Source organism: Mesorhizobium sp. UC74_2, assembly GCF_042701485.1.
Classification (GTDB): domain Bacteria; phylum Pseudomonadota; class Alphaproteobacteria; order Rhizobiales; family Rhizobiaceae; genus Mesorhizobium.
On record NZ_CP170562.1, the window covers coordinates 3,380,495 to 3,401,858 of the forward strand.

Annotated in this window: 24 protein-coding genes, 1 pseudogene and 1 riboswitch; of the genes and pseudogenes, 11 read left to right on the forward strand and 14 right to left on the reverse strand. The window is 61.8% G+C overall.

The genetic code is table 11. The features are described from left to right. Positions 1-71 precede the first annotated feature (71 nt). Positions 72-443 carry an MAPEG family protein gene (locus ACFJIU_RS16445; protein ID WP_379061532.1) on the reverse strand — a complete coding sequence of 124 codons (372 nt, stop codon included), beginning with the start codon at positions 441-443 and terminating at the stop codon, positions 72-74. Positions 444-521: 78 nt separating this feature from the next. Here ACFJIU_RS16445 and ACFJIU_RS16450 point away from each other — a divergent pair, with 78 nt between their 5' ends. Further along, entirely contained in the window at positions 522-914 is a 393-nt protein-coding gene (locus ACFJIU_RS16450; protein ID WP_379061534.1) for a winged helix-turn-helix transcriptional regulator, read from the forward strand. Positions 915-1,050: 136 nt separating this feature from the next. Here ACFJIU_RS16450 and ACFJIU_RS16455 read toward each other — a convergent pair whose 3' ends face one another. The 3 genes and pseudogenes from ACFJIU_RS16455 to ACFJIU_RS16465 all read right to left on the reverse strand — a co-directional run bounded on the left by ACFJIU_RS16455 (position 1,051) and on the right by ACFJIU_RS16465 (position 2,583). Further along, on the reverse strand, positions 1,051-1,335 hold the full coding sequence (locus ACFJIU_RS16455; RefSeq protein ID WP_379061536.1) for a DUF2277 domain-containing protein: 285 nt from the start codon (positions 1,333-1,335) through the stop codon (positions 1,051-1,053). Positions 1,336-1,400: 65 nt separating this feature from the next. Continuing rightward, entirely contained in the window at positions 1,401-1,652 is a 252-nt protein-coding gene (locus ACFJIU_RS16460) for an exodeoxyribonuclease VII small subunit (RefSeq protein ID WP_379061539.1), read from the reverse strand. A gap of 3 nt (positions 1,653-1,655) precedes the next feature. After that, positions 1,656-2,583, reverse strand: a pseudogene (locus ACFJIU_RS16465) (histone deacetylase family protein). 211 nt (positions 2,584-2,794) lie between these two features. Next, positions 2,795-2,982: riboswitch (cobalamin riboswitch) on the forward strand. A 45-nt stretch (positions 2,983-3,027) separates the two neighbouring features. Between ACFJIU_RS16465 and bluB the strand changes: the two are divergent. Next, positions 3,028-3,765: a 5,6-dimethylbenzimidazole synthase gene (bluB, locus tag ACFJIU_RS16470; protein ID WP_379061541.1), complete on the forward strand. Its 738-nt coding sequence runs from the start codon at positions 3,028-3,030 to the stop codon at positions 3,763-3,765. Between the two features lie 4 nt (positions 3,766-3,769). Here bluB and ACFJIU_RS16475 read toward each other — a convergent pair whose 3' ends face one another. Continuing rightward, positions 3,770-4,384 (reverse strand): TetR/AcrR family transcriptional regulator, encoded by a 615-nt coding sequence (locus tag ACFJIU_RS16475; RefSeq protein WP_379061543.1) that lies wholly within the window; start codon positions 4,382-4,384, stop codon positions 3,770-3,772. A gap of 156 nt (positions 4,385-4,540) precedes the next feature. On the opposite strand from ACFJIU_RS16475, the gene ACFJIU_RS16480 reads away from it, so the two are divergent. Further along, entirely contained in the window at positions 4,541-5,761 is a 1,221-nt protein-coding gene (locus ACFJIU_RS16480) for an MFS transporter (RefSeq protein WP_379061545.1), read from the forward strand. Positions 5,762-5,864: 103 nt separating this feature from the next. Next, on the forward strand, positions 5,865-7,073 hold the full coding sequence (locus ACFJIU_RS16485; RefSeq protein WP_379061547.1) for an MFS transporter: 1,209 nt from the start codon (positions 5,865-5,867) through the stop codon (positions 7,071-7,073). Positions 7,074-7,225: 152 nt separating this feature from the next. Here ACFJIU_RS16485 and ribB read toward each other — a convergent pair whose 3' ends face one another. After that, positions 7,226-8,329, reverse strand: a complete 1,104-nt coding sequence (gene ribB / locus ACFJIU_RS16490; protein WP_379061550.1) for a 3,4-dihydroxy-2-butanone-4-phosphate synthase — start codon at positions 8,327-8,329, stop codon at positions 7,226-7,228. A gap of 154 nt (positions 8,330-8,483) precedes the next feature. Then, entirely contained in the window at positions 8,484-9,581 is a 1,098-nt protein-coding gene (aroC, locus tag ACFJIU_RS16495) for a chorismate synthase (RefSeq protein WP_379061552.1), read from the reverse strand. Between the two features lie 184 nt (positions 9,582-9,765). Between aroC and ACFJIU_RS16500 the strand changes: the two genes are divergently transcribed. The 3 genes from ACFJIU_RS16500 (at position 9,766) to ACFJIU_RS16510 (ending at position 11,327) form a co-directional block, all read left to right on the forward strand. Further along, a complete protein-coding gene (locus ACFJIU_RS16500; protein ID WP_379061555.1) occupies positions 9,766-10,260 on the forward strand; it encodes a MarR family winged helix-turn-helix transcriptional regulator in 495 nt (164 codons plus the stop codon). Next, complete coding sequence (locus tag ACFJIU_RS16505) at positions 10,247-10,927, forward strand: GNAT family N-acetyltransferase (protein WP_379061557.1); 681 nt, start codon at positions 10,247-10,249, stop codon at positions 10,925-10,927. The genes ACFJIU_RS16500 and ACFJIU_RS16505 overlap by 14 nt, the downstream gene beginning before the upstream one ends. A 151-nt stretch (positions 10,928-11,078) precedes the next feature. Then, entirely contained in the window at positions 11,079-11,327 is a 249-nt protein-coding gene (locus ACFJIU_RS16510) for a DUF1344 domain-containing protein (protein WP_129410634.1), read from the forward strand. Positions 11,328-11,418: 91 nt separating this feature from the next. Here the strand turns inward: ACFJIU_RS16510 and ACFJIU_RS16515 are convergent, their stop codons facing one another. The 6 genes from ACFJIU_RS16515 to ACFJIU_RS16540 form a co-directional block, all read right to left on the reverse strand. Continuing rightward, complete coding sequence (locus tag ACFJIU_RS16515) at positions 11,419-13,212, reverse strand: diguanylate cyclase (protein ID WP_379061559.1); 1,794 nt, start codon at positions 13,210-13,212, stop codon at positions 11,419-11,421. A 148-nt stretch (positions 13,213-13,360) separates the two neighbouring features. Further along, a complete protein-coding gene (locus ACFJIU_RS16520; RefSeq protein WP_379061561.1) occupies positions 13,361-13,951 on the reverse strand; it encodes a histidine phosphatase family protein in 591 nt (196 codons plus the stop codon). 48 nt (positions 13,952-13,999) lie between these two features. Further along, positions 14,000-14,818, reverse strand: a complete 819-nt coding sequence (fabI, locus tag ACFJIU_RS16525; RefSeq protein ID WP_379061563.1) for an enoyl-ACP reductase FabI — start codon at positions 14,816-14,818, stop codon at positions 14,000-14,002. Positions 14,819-14,948: 130 nt separating this feature from the next. Then, positions 14,949-15,410 (reverse strand): GNAT family N-acetyltransferase, encoded by a 462-nt coding sequence (locus tag ACFJIU_RS16530; RefSeq protein ID WP_379061565.1) that lies wholly within the window; start codon positions 15,408-15,410, stop codon positions 14,949-14,951. A gap of 110 nt (positions 15,411-15,520) precedes the next feature. Further along, a complete protein-coding gene (locus ACFJIU_RS16535; protein ID WP_379061567.1) occupies positions 15,521-16,459 on the reverse strand; it encodes a DnaJ C-terminal domain-containing protein in 939 nt (312 codons plus the stop codon). An 85-nt stretch (positions 16,460-16,544) separates the two neighbouring features. Then, a complete protein-coding gene (locus tag ACFJIU_RS16540) occupies positions 16,545-16,928 on the reverse strand; it encodes an RT0821/Lpp0805 family surface protein (RefSeq protein ID WP_379061569.1) in 384 nt (127 codons plus the stop codon). Positions 16,929-17,048: 120 nt separating this feature from the next. On the opposite strand from ACFJIU_RS16540, the gene pdxH reads away from it, so the two are divergent. From pdxH to ACFJIU_RS16560, 4 genes are all read left to right on the forward strand, one after another. Beyond that, on the forward strand, positions 17,049-17,666 hold the full coding sequence (gene pdxH / locus ACFJIU_RS16545) for a pyridoxamine 5'-phosphate oxidase (protein ID WP_379061571.1): 618 nt from the start codon (positions 17,049-17,051) through the stop codon (positions 17,664-17,666). A 203-nt stretch (positions 17,667-17,869) separates the two neighbouring features. Then, a complete protein-coding gene (locus ACFJIU_RS16550) occupies positions 17,870-19,231 on the forward strand; it encodes a serine hydrolase (protein ID WP_379061573.1) in 1,362 nt (453 codons plus the stop codon). Between the two features lie 64 nt (positions 19,232-19,295). Beyond that, positions 19,296-19,928: a LysE family translocator gene (locus ACFJIU_RS16555; RefSeq protein ID WP_379061575.1), complete on the forward strand. Its 633-nt coding sequence runs from the start codon at positions 19,296-19,298 to the stop codon at positions 19,926-19,928. A gap of 123 nt (positions 19,929-20,051) precedes the next feature. Continuing rightward, positions 20,052-20,498 (forward strand): BA14K family protein, encoded by a 447-nt coding sequence (locus tag ACFJIU_RS16560; protein WP_379061577.1) that lies wholly within the window; start codon positions 20,052-20,054, stop codon positions 20,496-20,498. 91 nt (positions 20,499-20,589) lie between these two features. On the opposite strand, the gene ACFJIU_RS16565 is transcribed toward ACFJIU_RS16560, so the two are convergent. Continuing rightward, positions 20,590-21,345, reverse strand: coding sequence for a crotonase/enoyl-CoA hydratase family protein (locus ACFJIU_RS16565; protein WP_379061579.1), 756 nt, complete (start codon positions 21,343-21,345; stop codon positions 20,590-20,592). Positions 21,346-21,364 lie beyond the last annotated feature (19 nt).

Sequence of the window (21,364 nt, forward strand, 5' to 3'; positions counted from 1 at the left end):
TCTCCCCGGGGCAAACCGGCGATGCGGCGACGATGCGTTCACCGATCGGTCAGTCTCGGATGCTTGTGCACTCAGATGGAGAGGAGCGTGATCGCGCCGACGATCAGGGCGCAATAGGTGCCAGCCATTCCCGGTGCGCTCAACGGTGTCCTGGCCGTCATGATGCCAGCAAAGTGCAAGAACCGACCGGCGATCAGCAGTCCACCGATCGTCCACAAAACGACCGGCGGCGCCTGCCGGTATTCGGCGATGGCGAGCACGATCAAAGCCAGAGGCACATATTCGGTGAAATTGCCCTGCGCCCGAATGCGGCGCATCAGCGTCGGGTCTTCGCTGAAGCCGAGACGCACACCCACCTTCTTGCGGCGCAGACTGACCGCAATACTCAAGGCTACCAGCGAAAGAGCTGCCAACGCAGCGACGATGGACGTAACCGGAAGCATTTCCCCCTCCAACGAACGTTTTCGCGAGCTAACCATTTTTTACTTGCAAATTGCAAGTTAGAAAATCATATTGAACCCATGACGAAGTTCCGCACCGGCTGCCCAATTGCCTCGGCACTCGACATCATCGGTGACAAGTGGTCGCTCGTGATCATCCGCTCGATGGTGGTGGGAGCGACCAGCTATTCCGACTTCCTGGCGATGGCCGAAAAGATCGCGACGAACATCCTGGCCGAGCGACTGCATCGACTGGAGGGGGCCGGCCTGATCCGACAGACACAGGCGCGGCAAGGTGCAACCCGCGGCGCGTACGCTCTGACGGCCAAAGGCGCGGCGCTTATTCCCGCCCTGCAGGCGCTCGCACGGTGGGGTGAAGAAGAGTTGCCCGAGCGCTGGACGCCGCCGGAACGGTTCTATGCCGCCCGACCCGTAGATTTCGACAAGCCGTCGGTGGCCCCCTCGGCGTCCTGATCGGCAACATAGCGGCCTGTGCGACCGGAGCGATCACGGCACGACCAGAGCGTTTCCGGTTTTCGGAATGCGGGAACGCTCTAATTTTTTCTCAATTTCAGACGGAAAACCGCTACGCACTTTTCCTTAAACTGCCCTAGGCGGGCACCGGCTTGGGCCCAAAGCGCTCAGCCGACTTGGCGCGGGCTTTTGCCGCCACCTCCTCGCGGTTGCGCGGCGGCTGGGTCGTCTCAAGGACGACAAGCAGCTCATGCGCGGCATTGGCGATGGTGCGCACGGCGTTGTCGAAGGCTTCCTTGTTGCGCATGGAGGGCTTGTTGGAGCCACTGATCTTGCGCACGAACTGCAGCGCCGCCTCGTGAATTTCGGTATCGGTCGCCGGCGGTTCGAAGTTAAACAGCGGCTTGATGTTGCGACACATGGATATCTCTCCCGTTTGATATATCCGGCGTTGCCCCTCGTTCCCGTTAGTGGCCTCTCAGGCTCCTAGTCCCCGTCCAGCGGCTCGGTACCGACCGGCTTGCCGTCACGGGCGAGCCTGATCTTCTCCACCTTGTCCTCGGCGGCCTTGAGCAGGCGATCGCAATGCGCCTTCAGCGCCTCGCCCCGTTCATATATGCGAATCGACTGGTCGAGCGGCACGTCGCCGCGTTCGAGATCGTCGACGATCTTCTCTAACGCATCCAGCGCCTGCTCGAAGCTCATCGCCTTGACGTCCTGGTTCGCTTCCTCAGCCATGGCTCATCCTTTCATCAGGCGGCCGACATGCGCTGCGACCGAAAATGCCAATCCGTGCAGGTCGTAGCCGCCTTCCAGCAAACTGACCAGCCTGTTTGAACTATGACGGCGGGCGCGATCCATCAACTGCCCGGTCGCCCAGTCGAAATCATCCTCGACAAGGTTGATCTCGGCCAACGGGTCACGATGGTGCGCGTCGAAACCGGCCGAGATGATCACAAGGTCCGGCGCGAAAGAATCGATCGCCGGCAGGACACGCGTGTTGAACGCCTCACGAAAGATATCGCTACCCGTCGCCGGCGCCAGCGGCGCATTGACGATGTTGCCGGCGCCAGTCTCGTTTCTGGCGCCGGTGCCAGGATAAAGAGGCATCTGGTGCGTCGAGCAATAGAGCACCGATGGGTCGTCCCAGAAGATGTCCTGCGTGCCGTTGCCGTGATGAACGTCCCAGTCGACGATGGCGACACGCTCGACGCCGTGCTTTTCCTGTGCGTAGCGAGCGGCAATCGCAGCCGTATTGAACAGGCAGAAACCCATGGCGGTGGTTTTCTCGGCATGATGGCCGGGCGGACGCGCGGCCACGAAGACATTGTCGGCCTTGCCGGTGAAAACGTCGTCCACGGCGGCATTGGCGGCGCCGATGGCGGTCAGCGCCGCCTGCCAGGTTTTCGGGACTCGCCACCGTGTCGGAATCGATGACGGCAATACCTTCCTGCGGAATCGCCCTGCGGACGCGCTCGACGAAATCCTTTGGATGGCAATAGAGAACAGTCGTCTCGTCGCCCATCGGCGCCTCGTGCCTGTCGAGGGCGGCAAAGACCTCGTCGTCCAGAATCCGCTCGATAGCGCGCAGCCTGTCCGGTCGCTCCGGATGCCCGGCGGGCGTGATGTGTTCCAGAAAAATCGGATGGGTGTAGAGACGGGTCGTCATGGCGCCACCTTATCAGCAATGGAGATGATGGCCACGCGACAAGCATGAGAGCGTTTCCGTTTTCAACGGAAACGCGGAAACGCTCCAACTTTTGTTTTAACGCGATTCCGGACGCAAAACCGTTGCGCGTTTGCTGGAATTGCTCATCCTGCTGGGGAAAAGGCGTCATCCGACGTCGACATCAGGGCTGTCCTTGCCCGCGAACTCGGCTAGGTTAGCCGCACTGTCAGGTGCCTGCCGCAAGGCGGGAGAATCGGGAACACGGTGAAAATCCGTGGCGTGCCCAACGCTGTGAGGGGGGATCGCTCGGCAAGAGCCACTGTCCGCGCAAGGACGGGAAGGCGCCGGCAAGCGGGACGAACCCGAGCCAGAAGACCGGCCAGGCAGAAATGGTCATCCGCATGGACGGGTGGATGACGCTGTTTCGATCGCAAGGGAAACGCGATGAACACCGTCCGCAACCATACATGCCATACCTCCGGAGATCTTGCCTTCGAGGATTTTGAGCGTGAGGCCATCTATCGCGCCATCTTCACGCGTCGCGACGTGCGCAGCCATTTCCGGCCCGACCCGATCGACGACGCTGTGCTTGCCCGCCTGCTTACGGCTGCGCACCACGCACCGTCCGTAGGCTTCATGCAACCCTGGAACTTCATCGTCATCCGGGACCAGAAACGGCGCGCGGCGGTGCGCGATCTGTTCCTGACAGCCCGAGCCCAGGAACTGCCGCATATCGCGGAGGATCGGCAGGCGCTTTACCGCAAGCTCAAGCTGGAAGGCATCTGCGAAAGCGCGCTCAATCTCTGCATCACCTGCGATCGCTCGCGCAGCGAGAACTCGCCGCTCGGGCGCTGGCACAATCCGCAAATGGATCTCTTCAGCACGGTATGCGCGGTACAGAATTTCTGGCTGGCGGCACGGGCCGAAGGGATTGGCGTCGGCTGGGTGAGCATCCTGAACGCCGAAGCGCTCAGAGACCTGCTCGACATCCCGGATCATGTCGTGCCTGTCGCCTATCTTTGCGTCGGGCACGTCTCGGAATTCGCCACCCGACCCGACCTTGAACGCAATGGCTGGGGCTCGCGCCTGCCGCTCTGCGACCTCGTCATGAGCGAGACCTATGCCGGTGCCGGCGAGGATGTGCTGAAAGCCGCGGCCAACGCGATCGCGGGCAGAGGATGAGAAGTCAGGCAGCAGTCTTGCCGTCCACCAGCAAACCTTCCATGAGCGCGCGAAACGCATTAACCGCCTTTGTCGATATGGCGGCAGGATCATCGGAGTTTGCAATCCACTGCGCAGCATAGAGCGAGGCGCCGCTGATCAGCCGTGCCATCGCTTCAGGATCGATGTCGCGGCGAATAACCCCATCTTCCTTCAGCGCTGCAAGGTTCTTGGTTACCGACAGGATACAGGCGTTGGCATTGGGCCATTGCGCCGGATCACCAAGGACAGCGGGGCCATCACACAGCACGATGCGCTGGACTTCCGGATCGAGCGCCATTTCGACATAGCCGATGTTTTCGTCCATGAAACCCTGCCAGCGCGTCTCGGCCTTGGCGGAGACAGCATTGAGACGCGCCGCCATTTCGCAGTCGATCTGGGCGATCACGGCTTCGAAAAGCCCCTTCTTGTCGCCGAAATGATGATAAAGCGCGCCACGCGTCAGCCCCGCTTCGGCGGTGAAATCATCCATCGATGCGTTCGCGTAACCGACTGTCGCAAAGGCCCGCCGCGCAGAGGCAATCAGTTTCGCACGCGTCTCGGCGATCATTTCGCTGCGGGGTTTATGAGCTGTCCTCATTGGTGTTTCCTTTGCCGCTTCTGCTTTTCACATACGTCGCGTATATTTTTTTACATACACGACGTATATTAATTGACATACGTGACGTATGCAATTATCTCATTCGCATACGCCACGTATGTAAGTGGCGCACCCTCAAAATTCAGGAGTGCTCCCATGCGCAATCCTTATGGTGAAATCTTCAGAGTCCCCGGGGCCAAGGGCTTCGCAGCCGCCGCCTTTTTTGCGCGGCTGCCTATCGCCATGGCTCCCATCGGTATTGTCGCGATGCTGTCCCAGGCGCGCGGCGAGTATTGGCTGGCCGGTGCTGTATCGGCCACCTTCGCCTTGACCAACGCTTTTGCCGCCCCACAGATCTCGCGATGGATCGACCGGCTCGGCCAGACTGCCGTGGCCGCCCCGACCACGGTCATCTCCGTCATCGCCTTCCTCACACTGCTCGCGGCCACCCATTATGACTGGCCGAGCTGGACCCTGTTCGTTTCGGCGTTCCTGGCCGCGGCGATGCCCAGCGTGCCGGCCATGGTGCGTGCGCGCTGGACGGAAAAATTCCGCGATCGTCCCGAGCTCAACACGGCCTTTGCCTTCGAGTCGGTCGCCGACGAACTGGTCTATATTGCCGGCGCCTCGCTTTCGGTAGGCCTCAGTGTGGCGCTGTTCCCGGAAGCCGGCATGCTGGTGAGCACGCTTCTGCTGGCTTTCGGCATGGCCGCCTTCATCCTGCAACGATCCAGTGAGCCCAAGGTCCGGCAGCCGGAGCATGGCAGCAATGGTTCCGCGATCATGCTGCGTCCCGTCCAGATCATCACGCTGGCCCTCATCTTCGTCGGTGCGATCTTCGCCACCGCAGAGGTGAGCTCGGTGGCCATCACCAAGGAGCTCGGCCAGCCGACCGCCGCCAGCCTGGTCATCGGTGTCTATGCCGCCGGCTCCTTTGTCGTCGGCCTCATCATCGGTGCGCTGAACCTCCAGGCCCCGAAACAGCGGCTGCTCGCTCTTTCGATTGCCATCGTCGCCTTGACCACCTTGCCACTGCTCGTCGCCGACACCGTCCCCCTGCTGGCACTCGCAGTCTTCGCCAGCGGCGTGGCGATCTCGCCCACCTTCATCATGGCCTTCGGCCTGATCGAACGGCGCGTGCCCGAGGCCATGCTGACCGAGGGCATCACCTGGGTGATGACCGGCATCGGCATCGGCATGGCACTGGGGGCGTTCGTGGCAGGCTGGGTGGTCGACAATTACGGAGCGCAGAACGGCTTCTGGGTTTCCGTGGCCGCCGGGACGATCTCTTTCGTGATCGTCCTCCTTGGCCAGAAGACACTCGCCGGCGAGACAGACAGCGAATTGTCGCAGGTTGCCCCGCAAACAGCGAAATGATGGTCGCACTTCCAGAAAAGCCCGGACAGGACCAACGAGCCGCCTTCCCAGGCGGCTCGACTGTCTTTGAAATCTCAACTATCTGCGAGCCCCGGGGACTTTGATGCGTAATCCATACAGTGAAATTTTCCAGGCGCCCGGCGCCAAGGCGTTTTCCGCGGCCGGCTTCGTTGCCCGCTTCCCGCTTTCCATGGTCACGCTGGGCATCGTGACGATGCTGTCCGAGACACACGGCGAATACTGGCTTGCCGGTGCGGTCTCCGCCACTTTCGCGCTGGCAAGCGGCCTGATCGCGCCGCAGGTGTCGCGACTTGTCGACCGGCACGGCCAGCGCCGTGTTCTTGTACCAGCGACACTGATCGCTGTTTCGGCGCTGATCGGTCTAATGGTGGCAACCCATCTGAAGGCACCAAACTGGACGCTGTTCGTTTTCGCGATCCTCAGCGGCGCGATACCGAGCTTCAGTTCCTTCGTCAGGGCGCGCTGGACCGAGCTCTATCGCGGCACCTCGAAATTGCATACGGCATTTGCCTTTGAATCCGTCGTCGACGAAGTCCTGTTCATGATCGGTCCGATCCTGGCGATCGGACTCAGCGTCACGGTCTTCCCGGAAGCCGGGCCGTTGGCCGCCACCTTATTCCTTCTCGTCGGCAGCCTCCTGTTTGCCGCCCAGAGATCTACCGAACCCCCAATCCATGAGCCGGAACGCAGCGGCGGTCGCTCCGTCATCCGCCTCGGTTCGCTGCAGATCATCGTCGTGACCTTGGCATCCATCGGCGCGATCTTCGGCACGGCCGAAGTAGCCGCCGTTGCTTTCGCGGAAGCGCAAGGCCACAAGGCAGCTGCCAGTCTCGCTCTGTCGGCCTATGCGGCAGGCTCGCTCGTCGCCGGCCTTGCCTTCGGCATGCTGAAACTCAGGATGCCACTTGCCCGCCAATTGCTGATCACGATAGTGCTGGCCGCGCTGACCACACTGCCGCTCCTCATGGTAGGCACAATCACCATGCTTTCTCTGGTGTTTTTCGTCGCTGGCGTTGCCGTTTCGCCAACCATCATCACCTCGATGGCACTCGTGGAAAAACTCGTGCCTTCCTCCAAGCTCACGGAAGGCATGACCTGGGCGATTACCGGCATTGGCATCGGCATGGCCGCAGGTTCAGCGGCCGCCGGCTGGGTGATAGACACTTATGGGCCGACCAGTGGCTTCCTGTTTTCGATCGCGGCTGGTGTTCTCGCCTTGATTGTCGCGTTGGCCGGGCAAGGCAATCTGCAGCGATCCGTGCGCGACACCAGAGCACCGGCGATGGCTTGAACGGCTCCGGTACGAAACGAAATGGGCGCCAAGCGGCGCCCATTTCGTTTCACAGACAAGCTTTGCGTCCAGAGGGCGCGCGACATCGTAGAGCGTTTCCGTTTTACGCAATTCCAGACGGAAAACCGCTACGCAGTTTTCCTGGAATTGGCCTAGAGGATTTCGGTTTTGGCGATACGGATGCCGAAACCCTCAAGGCCGACATAGTGCCGCTCGCGCGAGGCGATCAGATTGATCGAGGAGATGCCGAGATCCTTGAGAATCTGTGCACCGAGGCCGATCTCGCGCCATTCGTTCTCGCGGCGGCGTGCTTCCTCGTGATCCTCGCGGTCACTACCGCCCTGCCGGTTGCGGCCGCCATGGCTACCGACACCGGTGGACCCTTCGCGCAGATAAACGATGACACCACGCTTGCGCTCTCCGAGCGTCTTCATGATGTCATCGAGCACGGTACGGGTACCGAATACGTCCGTCGTGACATCCTCCAGATGCAACCGCACCGGCACTTCCTCGCCGTCGCGGATGTCACCATAGACGATCGCCAGGTGGTGCATCGCTTCCCAGGGCAAGGAATAGGCGATCGCCGTCGCCTTGCCGCCGGGCGTGTCGATATCGGAACAGGCGACACGCTCGACCAGCGTTTCCTTGCGCTGACGGTAGGCGATGAGGTCCGCCACCGAAACCTGCTTCAGCCCGTGCTCCTCGGCGAAGGCCGCCACTTGGGGGCCGCGCTTGACGGTGCCGTCGTCGTTGACCAACTCGGAAATGACGCCGACCGGCGGCAGTCCGGCCAGCTTGCAGAGATCGACGGCGGCCTCCGTATGGCCGGAGCGCATCAGCACGCCACCTTCGCGTGCGATCAACGGAAAGATGTGACCGGGACGCACGAAATCGCTGCCAGCGACGTTGCCGTTGGCAAGGTTGCGCACGGTAAGCGTACGGTCCTCGGCGGAAATGCCGGTGGTGGTGCCGTGCTTGAAGTCGACACTGACCGTGAAGGCAGTGGTGTGGGCGGAATCATTGTCCGCCACCATCGGCGCCAGATTCAGCCGCTTCGCCTCTTCGCGCGGCATCGGCGTGCAGACGATGCCGGAGGTGTGGCGCACGATGAAAGCCATCTTCTCCGGCGTGCAATGCACGGCCGCGACGATCAGATCGCCCTCGTTCTCACGCCCGTCATCGTCCATGACGACGACGATCTCGCCGCGCTCGAAAGCACGCAGGGCTTCGACAATTTTCTTCTGATCGTAGGGCATGGTACTCGCTTCGCTCGCTGGGCAGTCGGCAGTCGGCAGTCGGCAGTCGGCAGTCGGCAGTCGGCAGTCGGCAGTCGGACATAAGGCAGTAACAAAATAGCGTCTACGGCAAATTGAACCAAAACGGACTGCCGACTGCCTATTGCCGACTGCCCTATCTTCCCGTCTGCCCCCGATGACGCAGGTAGTGGTCAGCAATGGCGCAGGCGACCATTGCCTCGCCGATCGGCACTGCACGGATACCCACGCAAGGGTCGTGGCGCCCCTTGGTGACGACATCGACGTCCTTGCCATCCCGGTCGATGGACTTGCGCGGATTGAGGATCGACGAGGTCGGCTTCACGGCGAAACGGGCGATGATCGGCTGGCCTGTCGAAATGCCACCGAGAATACCGCCGGCATTGTTGGAGAGGAACACCGGCTTGCCGTCATTGCCCATGCGCATCTCGTCGGCGTTCTGTTCGCCGGTGATCCTGGCGGCTTCGAAACCGTTGCCGATCTCGACACCCTTGACCGCATTGATCGACATGAGGTTCGACGCAATATCCTGGTCGAGCTTGGCATAGATCGGCGCGCCAAGCCCGGCCGGTACGCCGTCGGCAACGATCTCGATCACCGCACCCACCGACGAGCCCGCCTTGCGGATGCCGTCGAGATAGGTCGTGAAGACGGGTACCGACTGCGGATCCGGCGTGAAGAACGGGTTTTCGCCATCGTCGACGAAATTCCAGTTCCAGTTGGCGCGATCGATTGCCTTCTCGCCCATGGCGATCAGCGCTCCGCGCACGACGAGGCCGGGAACGACCTTGCGGGCGAGTGCGCCGGCCGCGACGCGTGCTGCCGTCTCCCGCGCCGAGGAACGGCCGCCACCACGATGATCGCGAATGCCGTATTTGACCTCATAGGCATAATCGGCGTGACCCGGCCGATACTGACGGGCGATCTCGCCATAGTCCTTCGAACGCTGGTCGACATTCTCGATCAGCATCGACACCGGTGTGCCGGTGGTGATCATGGTGACCTCGTCCTCGTCGATGACGAAGCCGGACAGCACCTTGACCTCATCCGGCTCGCGGCGCTGGGTGACGAAGCGCGACTGGCCTGGGCGGCGCCGGTCCAGCTCGGCCTGGATGTCCTCGCGGGTGAAGCGGATGCCGGGCGGACAGCCGTCAACGACGCAGCCCAGCGCGGTCCCATGGCTTTCGCCCCAGGTGGTTACCCGGAAAAGATGGCCGAAGGTATTATGCGACATCGGTAGCAGCCCTCGCGCGGGCCAGATCCCGGCATGGCCAGCCTTCTAGTAGCGTTTTCCCTGGTGGTCAAACCGGGGTAGCCGGGGCCAATTTCCGCAACGCAGCGCAAGCGCCAGCACTGGCTGGACAAATTAATATAACTACTTATATAACTACTTATGCAAATCAGGATGAGACTTTGCGATGGTTGACGATGTCGTTCGCGAAATGGGCTATCTCACACTTGGCAGCCGCCTCAGGCGGATCGGCGAACGTTTTCAGTCTGAGGTGCAACGTGTGCTGGACGATCTCGACTTGCCGGTGCAGGCCAGCCAGTTTCCGGCGCTTGCGGCCATCGACCGCCTTGGTCCGCTGACGGTCGGCGATCTGGCTGAAGCGATCGGCATCACGCAGCCCGGCGCCACACGCATCATGACGCATTTGAGCGAAATCGGACTGCTCGATGTCAGGCAATCGCCGGAAGACCAGCGGCGCCGATTCCTCAGCCTGACAGACAAGGGGCGCCAGCTCGTCGAAACCTCGAAACGCGACCTCTGGCCTCGCATCGATGCCGCAGTTGCGGAGATCTGCAGCGACCTGACCGGCCCCCTGCTCGAGCAACTGACCGCGATCGAACACGATCTCGAGACCACCCCGTTGCACCACCGTATCGCAAGGCAGCTTCATGACCCCGCTTGACCGCCCCATCTGGAGCGCACTCACCTCACGCCACGCTCACCTTTCCGAGGGCGGTGCACTGGCGAAACGCTACCAGCCGACGGTCTCAGCCTTTGCAGCCACGCTGAACGATACTCCTTCCAGCCAGCGGGCACTTTTCGATCTGTCTTCCGACGGAAGGAGCCTGCTTTTTCTTCAGGCCGACCCGGTAATCGTGCCGCCCGGCATGGCGGCAGTATCCGCCGCCGCGGCTGTGCAGATGACTGCCAGCCAGCCATCGACGATCGAACAGGACGACCGTATCGAGCTTCTCGGCGAAACCGACATCCCGGCAATGCTGGCGCTGGCGGAACTCACGAAGCCAGGCCCCTTCACAGTGCGTGCTCTCGAGCTCGGTGCGTTCTGGGGAGTGAAGGAAGATGGCCGCTTGCTCGCCATGGCTGGCGAACGCATGAGACCGCAAGGCTTCTGCGAGATCAGCGGCGTCTGCTCGCATCCGGAAGCCCGTGGCCGTGGCCTCGCCAAACGACTGTCGATGTTCGTGGCGGGCCGGATCGTCGAACGCGGCGAAGAGCCTTTTCTGCATGCCTATGCAACGAACACAGCCGCGATCGCGCTCTATGAATCCATCGGATTTTCACTGCGCTCGACCATGCACGTTGCCGTCCTGCAACGTGTGGCGAACTGACGAAAGGGCTGCCCGAACAAAAGGTCGCAGCCATGTTGTCCACGGCAGGTGACTTAGGTTTGACACATTCGACTGGTTTCTGTTTGTTTCCGTCGCCGCACACGGTCGCCGCATGGGAACGGCGTACAACAACAAACAATGAGGACCATCAATGCGTACCCTGCTCGGCGCTATTGCCGCCACTGTGCTCGTCGTGACTGCCGCTTTCGCGGGCCAGGCGGAAGGCAAGATCAAGAAGGTCGACAGGGAGACCCTGACGCTGACGCTGGATGACGGCAAGGCCTACAAGCTGAATGCTGAAATGGATCTGGAAGCGTTGAAGCCCGGCACAGACGTCGTCATTGCCTATGACGTCAGCAATGGCGAGAATGTCATCACCGACATGGAACTGCCTCAGTAAGGCAAGGCAAGCCAACACCAGTCGACATCAGGTCATCAATCGCACCGTGTGACTGACACCTTCGGTTGAAGTGCTGCTCGCGGTGCCCGCGTCACTGCGGAGCCGAGCTTTTGATCTGGCTTGCCACCACCGTCCTGTTGCGACCGGCGGCTTTTGCCTTGAGCAGGGCCGCATCAGCACGTGTGACAAGCGTTTCGATCGAGCCATTCTGCGGAGCTGCCGCAACACCGATGGATGTCGACACCGTGCCGAGAACCCGACCGGAATGGGAGAGCGTGGTGTCACCGATTTTCATCCGCAACGCATCCGCAAGCTCTGCAGCTTCCTGTTCATCAAGCCCGGGCAGGAGCACGGTGAATTCCTCGCCGCCGAAACGGTAGGCACTACCGGTTGGGCCTACGGTCTCTCGCAAAGTCTGCCCGACATACTGCATGACCAGATCTCCCGCGTCGTGTCCGAACTCGTCGTTGAAGCGCTTGAAATGGTCGATATCGACCATCAGGCAGGCGAGCTGTTCGCCGCTGCGGTCCTGCTTGTGCTGCAGCAGTGTTTCATCCAGGAAGCGACGATTGAAGAGGCCGGTAAGGGGATCGCGCACGGCAAGCTCGATCAGTTTTTCCCGCAATTGCAGGTTTGCGATCGCCAGGCCGACATTCTCCGCTATCAATTCGAGGTAGAGCCTGGCGCCACCGGGCCCGAGCGCCCTCTCTCCACGCTCTTCCGTATAGAGAAGACCGATCATATCACCCTGGGCCGTCAGCGGCATGCAGAGCGCGGTTGGGCCCGACGCTTCGAGGTGTCGGCATGGAACGTCGGAGCCGTTCGTCCCGCTTTCGTGAGAGCGGCCGCGACGAAGCCCCCAACAGGCGGAAGCGAGAAATGCCGCCTGCGAACGTTGGGGTTCGAGCCATACGCCGGCCCGCGTCAGGGCAGTCCTGCTGTCGTTGAGGATGTACAGGCCTCCGGCGAGGTCGGGAAATATCTCGGGAATGAAGCGAACCACGACCTCGGCAAGCTCCGCCTGGTTCTGGCATGCCTGTACCCGGTGCATCATTTGCAGGATCATGTCCTTCGTACGCTGGTCTGCCCGTCGTTCGGCATCCAGCCGCTCGCGCTCGATCAGATTGGTACGGAATATCCCGATCGCCTCGTTCATCTCGCCGATCTCGTCGGCGCGTCGACCAACCGGCACCTCGACCGTGTAATCCTGTTTGGCGAGCCTGCTGACGATCCCGGTCATCTGCATCAGCGGCTTCACGACCCGTCGCCTCAAGACGAAGTAAAGAACGGCGACGAACAGCGCGCCGGTGACCGCGAGCATGATCTTGGCGACCAGGCTCCACCAGTTGCTGCGGTCCCGCGCCGCTTCGAGCTGCGCTCCCGTACGTGCCGCAGTCAGGTCCCGAAAATGCGCGACTGTCTGGACAAGCGCGCTCTGGACCCGCTCGTACTCCGCCCCGAACAAGCCCTCCTGGGCAGCGATCTTGTCTCCACGCCGAAAGGCCTCGATCGCGGCCGCTTCGATCTTGTCCAGTGCATCCACATCCCGGACAACCGCCTTCAGTGCCTCCGCCTCGCCCGGCGCCAATCCCCTGGCAGCCAGCTTGCTTGCCGTTGTCTCCGCGCTCCGTTCCGAGTTCTCCTGCGTGCGGAACGCCTCGAGGTAGCGCTGGTCGCCACGCATCACGTAGAGTCGCGCCTCGTCACTTCCAAGCTCGGCGCCGAGCGCGAGATCCTCGGCGAGCGTATCGAGCGCCAGATGTTCTTCGACCGCAGCGCGCTCCTGGAGGGCGCTGTGAGAAGACATCATGAAGGCCCCGCCCGAAAGCGCGGTCAGGACCACGGTGATGCCGTAGGCCCAGTTGGTGATGGAGGTAATTCTCATCTTCTTACGGTGCCAGCCGCTATTTGAAGCAGGAATGAGGAGAAGTGCTCATGTCCAATACGGAACGATCGAACTGCACTATGCTCTAACTCTTCGTTTTTACGCACTTCCAGATGCAAAACCGCCGCGTTCGTCATCTGGAATGATTTCAGAGCCATTCCAGACGACGGCCTTGCACCCGCAGAACCTGGTCTTGCGGAACTTCCAGCGAGGCTGCTTCATCTTTCGAAGCCCCGGCGATCATCCGAAACAGGCAACGTATCACACCGCCATGCGTGACGCAGACAGTGTCACGTTCCATTGCCTGGAATACCGGCTGGATGCGCGACAGCAGCTTCTGATAGCTCTCCGCGCCCGAGCCTGGCGGCGTGAAATCCCATTTGTCCTCGCCACGGGCTCGGCTCGCGCCCGGATAACGGGTTTCGAGTTCGGGATAGGTAAAGCCCTGCCAATCACCGAAATTGAGCTCGACGAGCCGCTCGTCGGTCCGGTAGCCAGTCGGGTCCTGCCCCATGGCGGCGCGCAACAACTCCATCGTCTCGCGCGTGCGCAGCATCGGGCTGGAGACGTAATCGAAATCGGCCTTCGCGTCACCGATCAGATCCGCGAGCTTACGCCCATTGCCCGATGCCTGCCGGCGGCCGAGGTCGTTCAGATCGGTATCGGCCTGACCCTGCAAGCGATGCTCGGCATTCCAGTCGGTCTGGCCGTGGCGCACGACATAGATAAGCGCAGACATGGCGCGCGAACGATCTCCGGTACGATGCTGGAATGCCGGGCGGAAGTCTCAGTCCTTCACAACGGAGATATCCGGCGCGTCGACGGCCTTCATGCCGACGACATGATAGCCTGAATCGACGTGATGGATTTCGCCGGTGACGCCGCGCGACAGGTCCGACAGGAAATAGAGGCCGGAATCGCCGACCTCCTCGGGCGAGACCGTGCGCTTCAGCGGCGCATTATACTCGTTCCACTTCAGGATGTAGCGGAAGTCGCCGATGCCAGAGGCTGCGAGCGTCTTGATCGGACCAGCCGAAATGGCGTTGACACGGATGCCCTTGGCGCCGAGGTCGACGGCCAGATAACGTACGGACGCCTCCAGCGCCGCCTTGGCGACACCCATGACGTTGTAGTGCGGCATCACCTTCTCGGCGCCGTAGTAGGTCAGCGTCAGCATCGAACCGCCATTGGTCATCAGCGGCTCGGCACGTTTGGCAATGGTGGTGAAAGAGAACACCGATATGTCCATCGTGCGCAGGAAATTGTCGCGCGTGGTCTCGACATATCGTCCGGTCAGTTCCTCCTTGTCGGAGAAGGCGATGGCGTGAACCACGAAATCAAGCCGGTCCCAGAGCTTGGCGACATTCTCGAACACCATGTCCAGGCTTTCCGAATCGGTGACGTCGCAATGGCCAACGACATGAGCGCCGAGTTCCTCGGCCAGAGGCTCGACACGCTTCTTGAATGCCTCGCCCTGATAGGTCAGCGCGATGTCCGCGCCATGATCCACACAGGCCTTGGCAATGCCATAGGCAATCGAACGGTTGTTGGCGACGCCGAGGATAAGGCCGCGCTTGCCGGCCATCAGGCCCTGTCCACCCACCATATGAGCGCTCTCCGCATACTGATCCGCTTTGAACTGCCCTATCGCACAGGCGCTTGAAGCCTTCAAGCGATGATGACACGGCCCGGCGGTGCTGGCCGGCCGCGTTTAGCCGACAGGCAAAGCTGCCGGATCAGAAAAGCCTACGGTAGACCACGAAGCCGGAGCGCTCGGCGACATGGTCGTAAAGCCGCATCGCCTTGTGATTGGTTTCGTGGGTCTGCCAATACACCCGACTGGAGCCCGCCTCGCGAGCACGGTCGTAGACCCCTTCGATCAGTGCCTTGCCGATCCCCTTGCCGCGCGCGTGCTGCGACGTGAACAGGTCCTGCAGGTAGCAGTTCGGCTCGATGGCGGTGGTCGAGCGATGGAAAAGATAGTGCGTCAGCCCTAGCAAGCGGTCGCCGCTTTCCGCGACCAGCGCATGCACCGGCTCATAGGCATCGAAAAACCTCGACCAGGTCATTTGCGTGATCGCTTCCGCAAGCGCTGTCGGCCCGGAACGACCGTAGAAGGCGTTGTAGCCTTCCCAGAGCGGCAACCAACGATCGAAATCCTGGCGAAGGATGGGGCGAACAATGACTTCCGTGGACATGAAGAGGTGCCGCTGCTGTGAATGTCAGCGGCATTGCTACTCACGGTCCTCTTCGCTGCAATGGATTGGCTGATCCAATCTTTTGGACCAGAAACTCCAACGCGTGCAGCTCAGCCTTGTTTCTTGACCAGCGCTTCCAGTTCCGGATCACCGCCTTCCGGCAGCATGATGCGGACATGGGCATAAAGATCGGCGTGACCGCCCGCCTTTTCGGGCAGTCCGCGTCCCTTGACGCGCAGCACCTTGTCGGAGCTCGACCAGGCCGGCACGGCAAGCGCGATACGCCCGGTCGGGGTCTCGACCGCTACCTTGGCGCCCGTGACCGCGTCGTGCAACGATACCGGCAGGTCGACATGCAGGTCGCGACCCTCGATGCGGTAACGCGGATGGCGGCGGAACCTGATCTTGACCAGCGCATCGCCCGGCTGGCCGTAACCCTGCTCGCCCTGTCCCTTCAGGCGAATGGTCTGGCCGTCTTCGACATAGACTGGCAGTTTCACGGCGACCTTGCGGCCGTCCGGGAAGATCGCAGTCACCTTCTCGGCACTCGCCGCTTCCTCGATCGTGACATCCAGCGCCACGTTGATGTCGCCGCCAGCCGGTGTCTGCCTGCGGCGCTCGCCGCCACCGGCGGCATTTGCGCCAGCGGCGCGCTGCTGGCTGAAGGCGTCGCCAAAAATCTGGCTGAAAATATCACCTGCCCCCTCGCCGAAGGGACTACCGCCGCCGGAGCGAAATTCAAAATGCGATGCACCCGGCCCCTGCTGACGCCGGAAACCGGCGAAGGGATCGCCACCGGCGGCATTCTCGAAGCCCTGGAAGCGCGGCTTGCCATCGGCGTCGATCTCGCCGCGATCGAAAGCCGCACGAGCCTTCTCGTCGCCGAGAATCTCATAGGCCTGGTTGGCCGCAGAAAAGCGGTCCTTGGCCTTGGGGTCGTTCGGGTTCTGGTCCGGGTGGTGCTTCTTGGCGAGTTTCCGAAACGCCGATTTGATGTCCTTGGACGAGGCGTTCCTGGCAACTCCCAGCACCTCATAGGGGTCGCGCATCAATCCTGCTCATTGAACGGGTGAATTCAGAGTTGTGTTCTATATGCGCCTTGATAGGAAGAAATTCCAGTGGCAGCGGGGAAAATCAGAGCGCCCTGAAATCCTGTGTCTGCCAGGTACCGACAGGCGTCATGCAAATCGCCCCCTTATACATGGTGACGCCGTCATAGCTTTCGCGCGAGACGTCGAACTGGCGGCAGCGGCCCTTGGTGGCATCGCCGGTCTCGGCCAGCGCGGTGATGGTGCCGCGGGAACCGGTTGCGGAATTGGCCCAGGGAACAGCCTGATTCGCCGGTCCCTGCAGATCGGCGGAAGAGGCCGCGTTGCGGATCGTTGCTTCGTCCGACGCCATGCCGGTGTCGGTGGCGTTGCTCGCGCCCGTCGAGATCGAGCCGGTAACGATGGAGCGGTCGACCTCGGCCTTCTCCAGGCTGAAGCCACCGGTGCCGCAACCGGCAAGGACAAGCAACGCACAAGGTGCCGCCGCCCTCAGACAGGACGAAAGGAAAGTGCCCACTGGCCGGCTGTCAAAAATGTGCGCGATGCGCGACAATCGGCAAATCCTCGGCCAGTTCACATCGGAAAAACTATGAACGAGACAGTCTTAACAACAGGTGACTTTACGGAGAGCGCGGAGCCTTTCCGGCTGTTCGCCGCCTGGCTGGACGATGCCTCGAAATCCGAACCCAACGACCCCAACGGCGTGGCGCTTGCGACCGTCGACGCCGATGGCATGCCGGACGTGCGCATGGTGCTGCTCAAGGGCTTCGACGAACATGGATTTGTCTTCTACACCAATTTCGAAAGCGCCAAGGGACGCGAAATCCTGGGCAGCATGAAGGCGGCGATGTGCTTCCACTGGAAGTCGCTGCGCCGTCAGGTGCGGGTGCGCGGCCCGGTCGAGATCGTCTCGGACGCGGAAGCGGATGCCTATTATGCGTCGCGCCCGCGCGGCAGCCGGATCGGCGCCTGGGCCTCGAAGCAATCACGTCCGCTGGAGAGCCGTTTCGCACTGGAGAAGGCGGTCGCGGAATACACGGCCCGCTATGCCATCGGCGATATCCCACGCCCCAAGCACTGGTCAGGTTTCCGCATCCTGCCGCAGACGATCGAGTTCTGGCACGATCGCCCGTTCCGGCTGCACGATCGCATCGTGTTCAGCCGCAACGCCGAAGGTGGTTGGGATAAGAATCGCCTTTATCCATAATCATTTGCCGCCCATTGCACACGCAGCCGTCCACCACCACATCCGCTCGGACTGGGGTGTCAGGAGAAACGAATGCTGCGTTTGCTGCCAGAGCGTTTCCGTTTTTCACGGAAACGCGGAAACACTCTCCCCTTTGTCCCTATGCAATTCCGGACGCAAAACCGCTGCGCACTTTTGCTGGAATTGCTTTAGGAGGACTGCTCGTGATCACCACACAATTTGGAGCCAAGGCACAAGAGAAGTCCCCCATTCCGCCAGACCCCGAAATCCGCCGCATGCTTGAACAGCGCATCGATGTCGAAAAACAGAGCCTCGGCATCGTCATCGGCGTCATCGACGCCAACGGTCGCCGGACAATCGCCCATGGTCGCTTCGGCGCGGATGACGCCCGCAAGGTGGATGGCGACACGGTCTTCGAGATCGGCTCCATCACCAAGGTCTTCACCGCGCTGGCCCTGGCCGACATGGTTGAGAAAGGCGAGGTCTCGCTAGACGACCCGGTGGCCAAATACCTGCCGACCAACGTGACGGTGCCGGAGCGCGACGGCAAGACCATCACCCTCAGGGAGCTGGCCGTTCACATGTCCGGCCTGCCGCGCCTGCCCGACAATCTCGCGCCCAAGGACCAGGACGATCCCTATGCGGACTATACGGTCGAGCAGCTCGACAGCTTCCTGTCCGGATACAAGCTGCCGCGCGATATCGGCAGCGAGTTTGAATACTCAAATCTCGGCTTCGGCCTGCTCGGCCACGCGCTGGCCGCACGCACCGGCACCGACTACGAAGGGCTGATCACCCGTCGCATCATCAAGCCGCTCGGCATGGACAGCACCGGGATCACGCTTTCACCAGCCCTGGAGGCGCGGTTCACACCCGGCCACGACCAATCCCTGCACGCCGTGCCTGCCTGGCGGTTGCCGACGCTGGGTGGGGCCGGCGCCTTGCGCTCCAGCACAAACGACATGCTGATCTTCCTTGAAGCCGCAATGGGCAAGCGGGAAACACCGCTGCAAACCGCTTTCGCGCTCAGCGAAACGACACGACGCAACCTTGGCGGCGACGGTGCGCCCCAAATGGGCCTTGGCTGGATGATCACCAGGGTCGGTGACGACGAGATGATCTGGCACAATGGCGGCACAGGCGGCCACCGCTCCTTCATGGGCTTCCTGGTCAAGGCGAAAGTCGGCGTCATTGCCTTGTCCAACACGTCTACGGAAATCGGCGTCGACGACATCGGCCGGCATCTGCTCGACCCTACCGCCAAACTCGCGGAAGCACCCAAGGCAAGGGTGGCTGTGACCATCGATACCGCCCTCTACGATCGTTACGTCGGACGATATCAATTGGCACCGAATTTCATCCTGACGATCAGGCGTGCGGGAGACCGGCTGATGGCACAGGCAACGGGTCAGCCCGAGATCGAAATCTTTCCCGAAAGCGAGCGCGAGTTCTTCTACAAGGTCGTGGACGCCCAGATAGGTTTCGAAGTCGGCGACGACGGCAAGGCCAAGCGACTGACCTTGCATCAGAACGGCGCCGACATGCCGGCGGAGCGGATCGAGTAGACGCTGTTCGCGCAGCACGGATCGTGTAGGATTTGCCGGTCACATCTCAAGGGAAAGACCGGCAATGACCTTGTTCCTGGCATTCCTGGGCGTGTCGTTCATCGTCATCGCCACGCCCGGACCGGATACCGCGATCACGATCCGCAACAGTTTGCTCGGCGGCCGTGCCGCCGGGCTGATGACAGCTCTGGGCATCGCTTGCGGACAAGCGATCTGGGCACTCGCAACCAGTGCCGGCGTCGTTACCTTGCTGACAGCCTCGGAACCGGTCTTCCTGGCAGTCAAATATGCCGGCGCGGCCTATCTGGTCTTTCTCGGAATCCAGGCGCTACGCGAGGCGTTCTGGCCGACGACTAGCGGCCATGGCGATGCCATGCCGCAAGCTCAGACCCGGCTGTCCGCTGTTTCCGCCTTCCGGCAAGGCATCATCAGCGATCTCGGCAATCCCAAGATGGCGGTGTTCTTCGCCAGCCTGTTGCCGCAGTTCGTTCCCGCCGGCAGCGCCACTTTCTCGGCCTTCCTTTTCCTGGGCGTCGTCTTTTCGGTGCTGACCTTCGCCTGGCTCGCATTCTACGCGGCGCTCATCGCCAAGGCGGGCGACTTCCTGAGACGGCCGAAGGTGCGACGCACGATCGAAGGCGTGACCGGAACGTTGCTGATCGGGCTCGGTGTCCGTATTGCCGCCGAGCATCGCTAGACGGCCAAATACGAAGGCATTTATCCTGACATTACAAATATTTAATGCAGGCGTTCAGGTTCGGTTCACACCTCGGCTGCGAAGTTCCTCGCATCCGAAGTTTCTAACCGAACGAGGAATGTGATGAAAAAGCTGATTTCCACCCTTTGCGCGGCTGCGACCGTGTTCACCGCCTTTGCCACTTCGGCGACACCCGGCCAGGCAGCTCCAATGCAAAGGCCTACCGTCGAGACGAGCACCGACATCCTGCAGGTGCAGAACCGCCGCGGCTTCTATCGCGACGGCGACCGTTATTATTACAACGGCCATCGCGGCTATCGTCAGGCCCGGCCGGGCTGGAAACGCCACAATGGCATGTGGTTCCCGCCGGCCGCCTTCATCGCCGGGGCCATCATCGGCGGCGCGATCGCCAATCAGGGGCGCCCTGTCTATCGCCCGGCCTATCCGGCGCGGCTGAGCAACGCGCATGTGCGCTGGTGCTACGATCGCTACCGCTCCTATCGGGTCTCGGACAACACCTTCCAGCCCAATTACGGGCCACGTCAGCAGTGCATTTCGCCCTACCGGTAAGCGGACAATCCGTTGCCAACGGATCAGCCCGAAAATCGAATTCGGTTTTCGGGCTGATCGTCAGGTCCACAATTTTTGGCTGCCTGCTCGGCTAACCCGCCTTCTTGCGGTTCATGAAGGTCATGAAAGCGGCGCGGGCTTCGTCGGACTGGAGGCGCTCGCCGAAATGCCGCCCCTCCTCCTCGATGCGCGCGACGACCTCCTCGCGCGAACCGAGCATCAGGTCGCGAGCAATTTTCAGCGCCTGCGGCGGCTTGGCCGCTATTTCCTCGGCCTTGGCAAGCACTGCCGCCTCCAGCGTATCCTCACTCACGATCGCGTAGATCAGGCCGGCCGCCTTGGCGCGCTCCGCCGAGAAGCCTTCGCCCAATCCGAGCAGCGCGAATGCATCCTGACGTCCGATGATGCGGGGCACGAGCAGGCTGGACGCCGCTTCCGGCACCAGGCCGAGATCGACGAAAGGGGTGCGGAAAATGGTGCGTGGCGTGGCGAAGGTCACATCGCAGTGCAGGTTGAGCGTGGTACCGATGCCGACGGCAATACCGTCGACGCCAGACAGCAGCGGCTTTTGCGATCGCGCCAGCGCCAGCAGGAAGTCCCATACCTCGCGGCCACCTTCGCCGCCGGTGGCGATGGTGAGGAAATCGGCAAGGTCGTTGCCGGACGAAAATGCGCCCGGCAGGCCGAAGAAGACGGTGGCGCGCACCTGCGGATCGGCATCCGCCTCGACCAGAGCCGCCGCCATCGCCGCATACATGGCGCGGGTCAGCGCGTTCTTCTTGTCGGCCCGGTTCATGCGGATGACCTGAACCGCGCCATGGCGCCCGACTATGATGTGATCCGTCACGATTGTCTTCCTTCGTTGT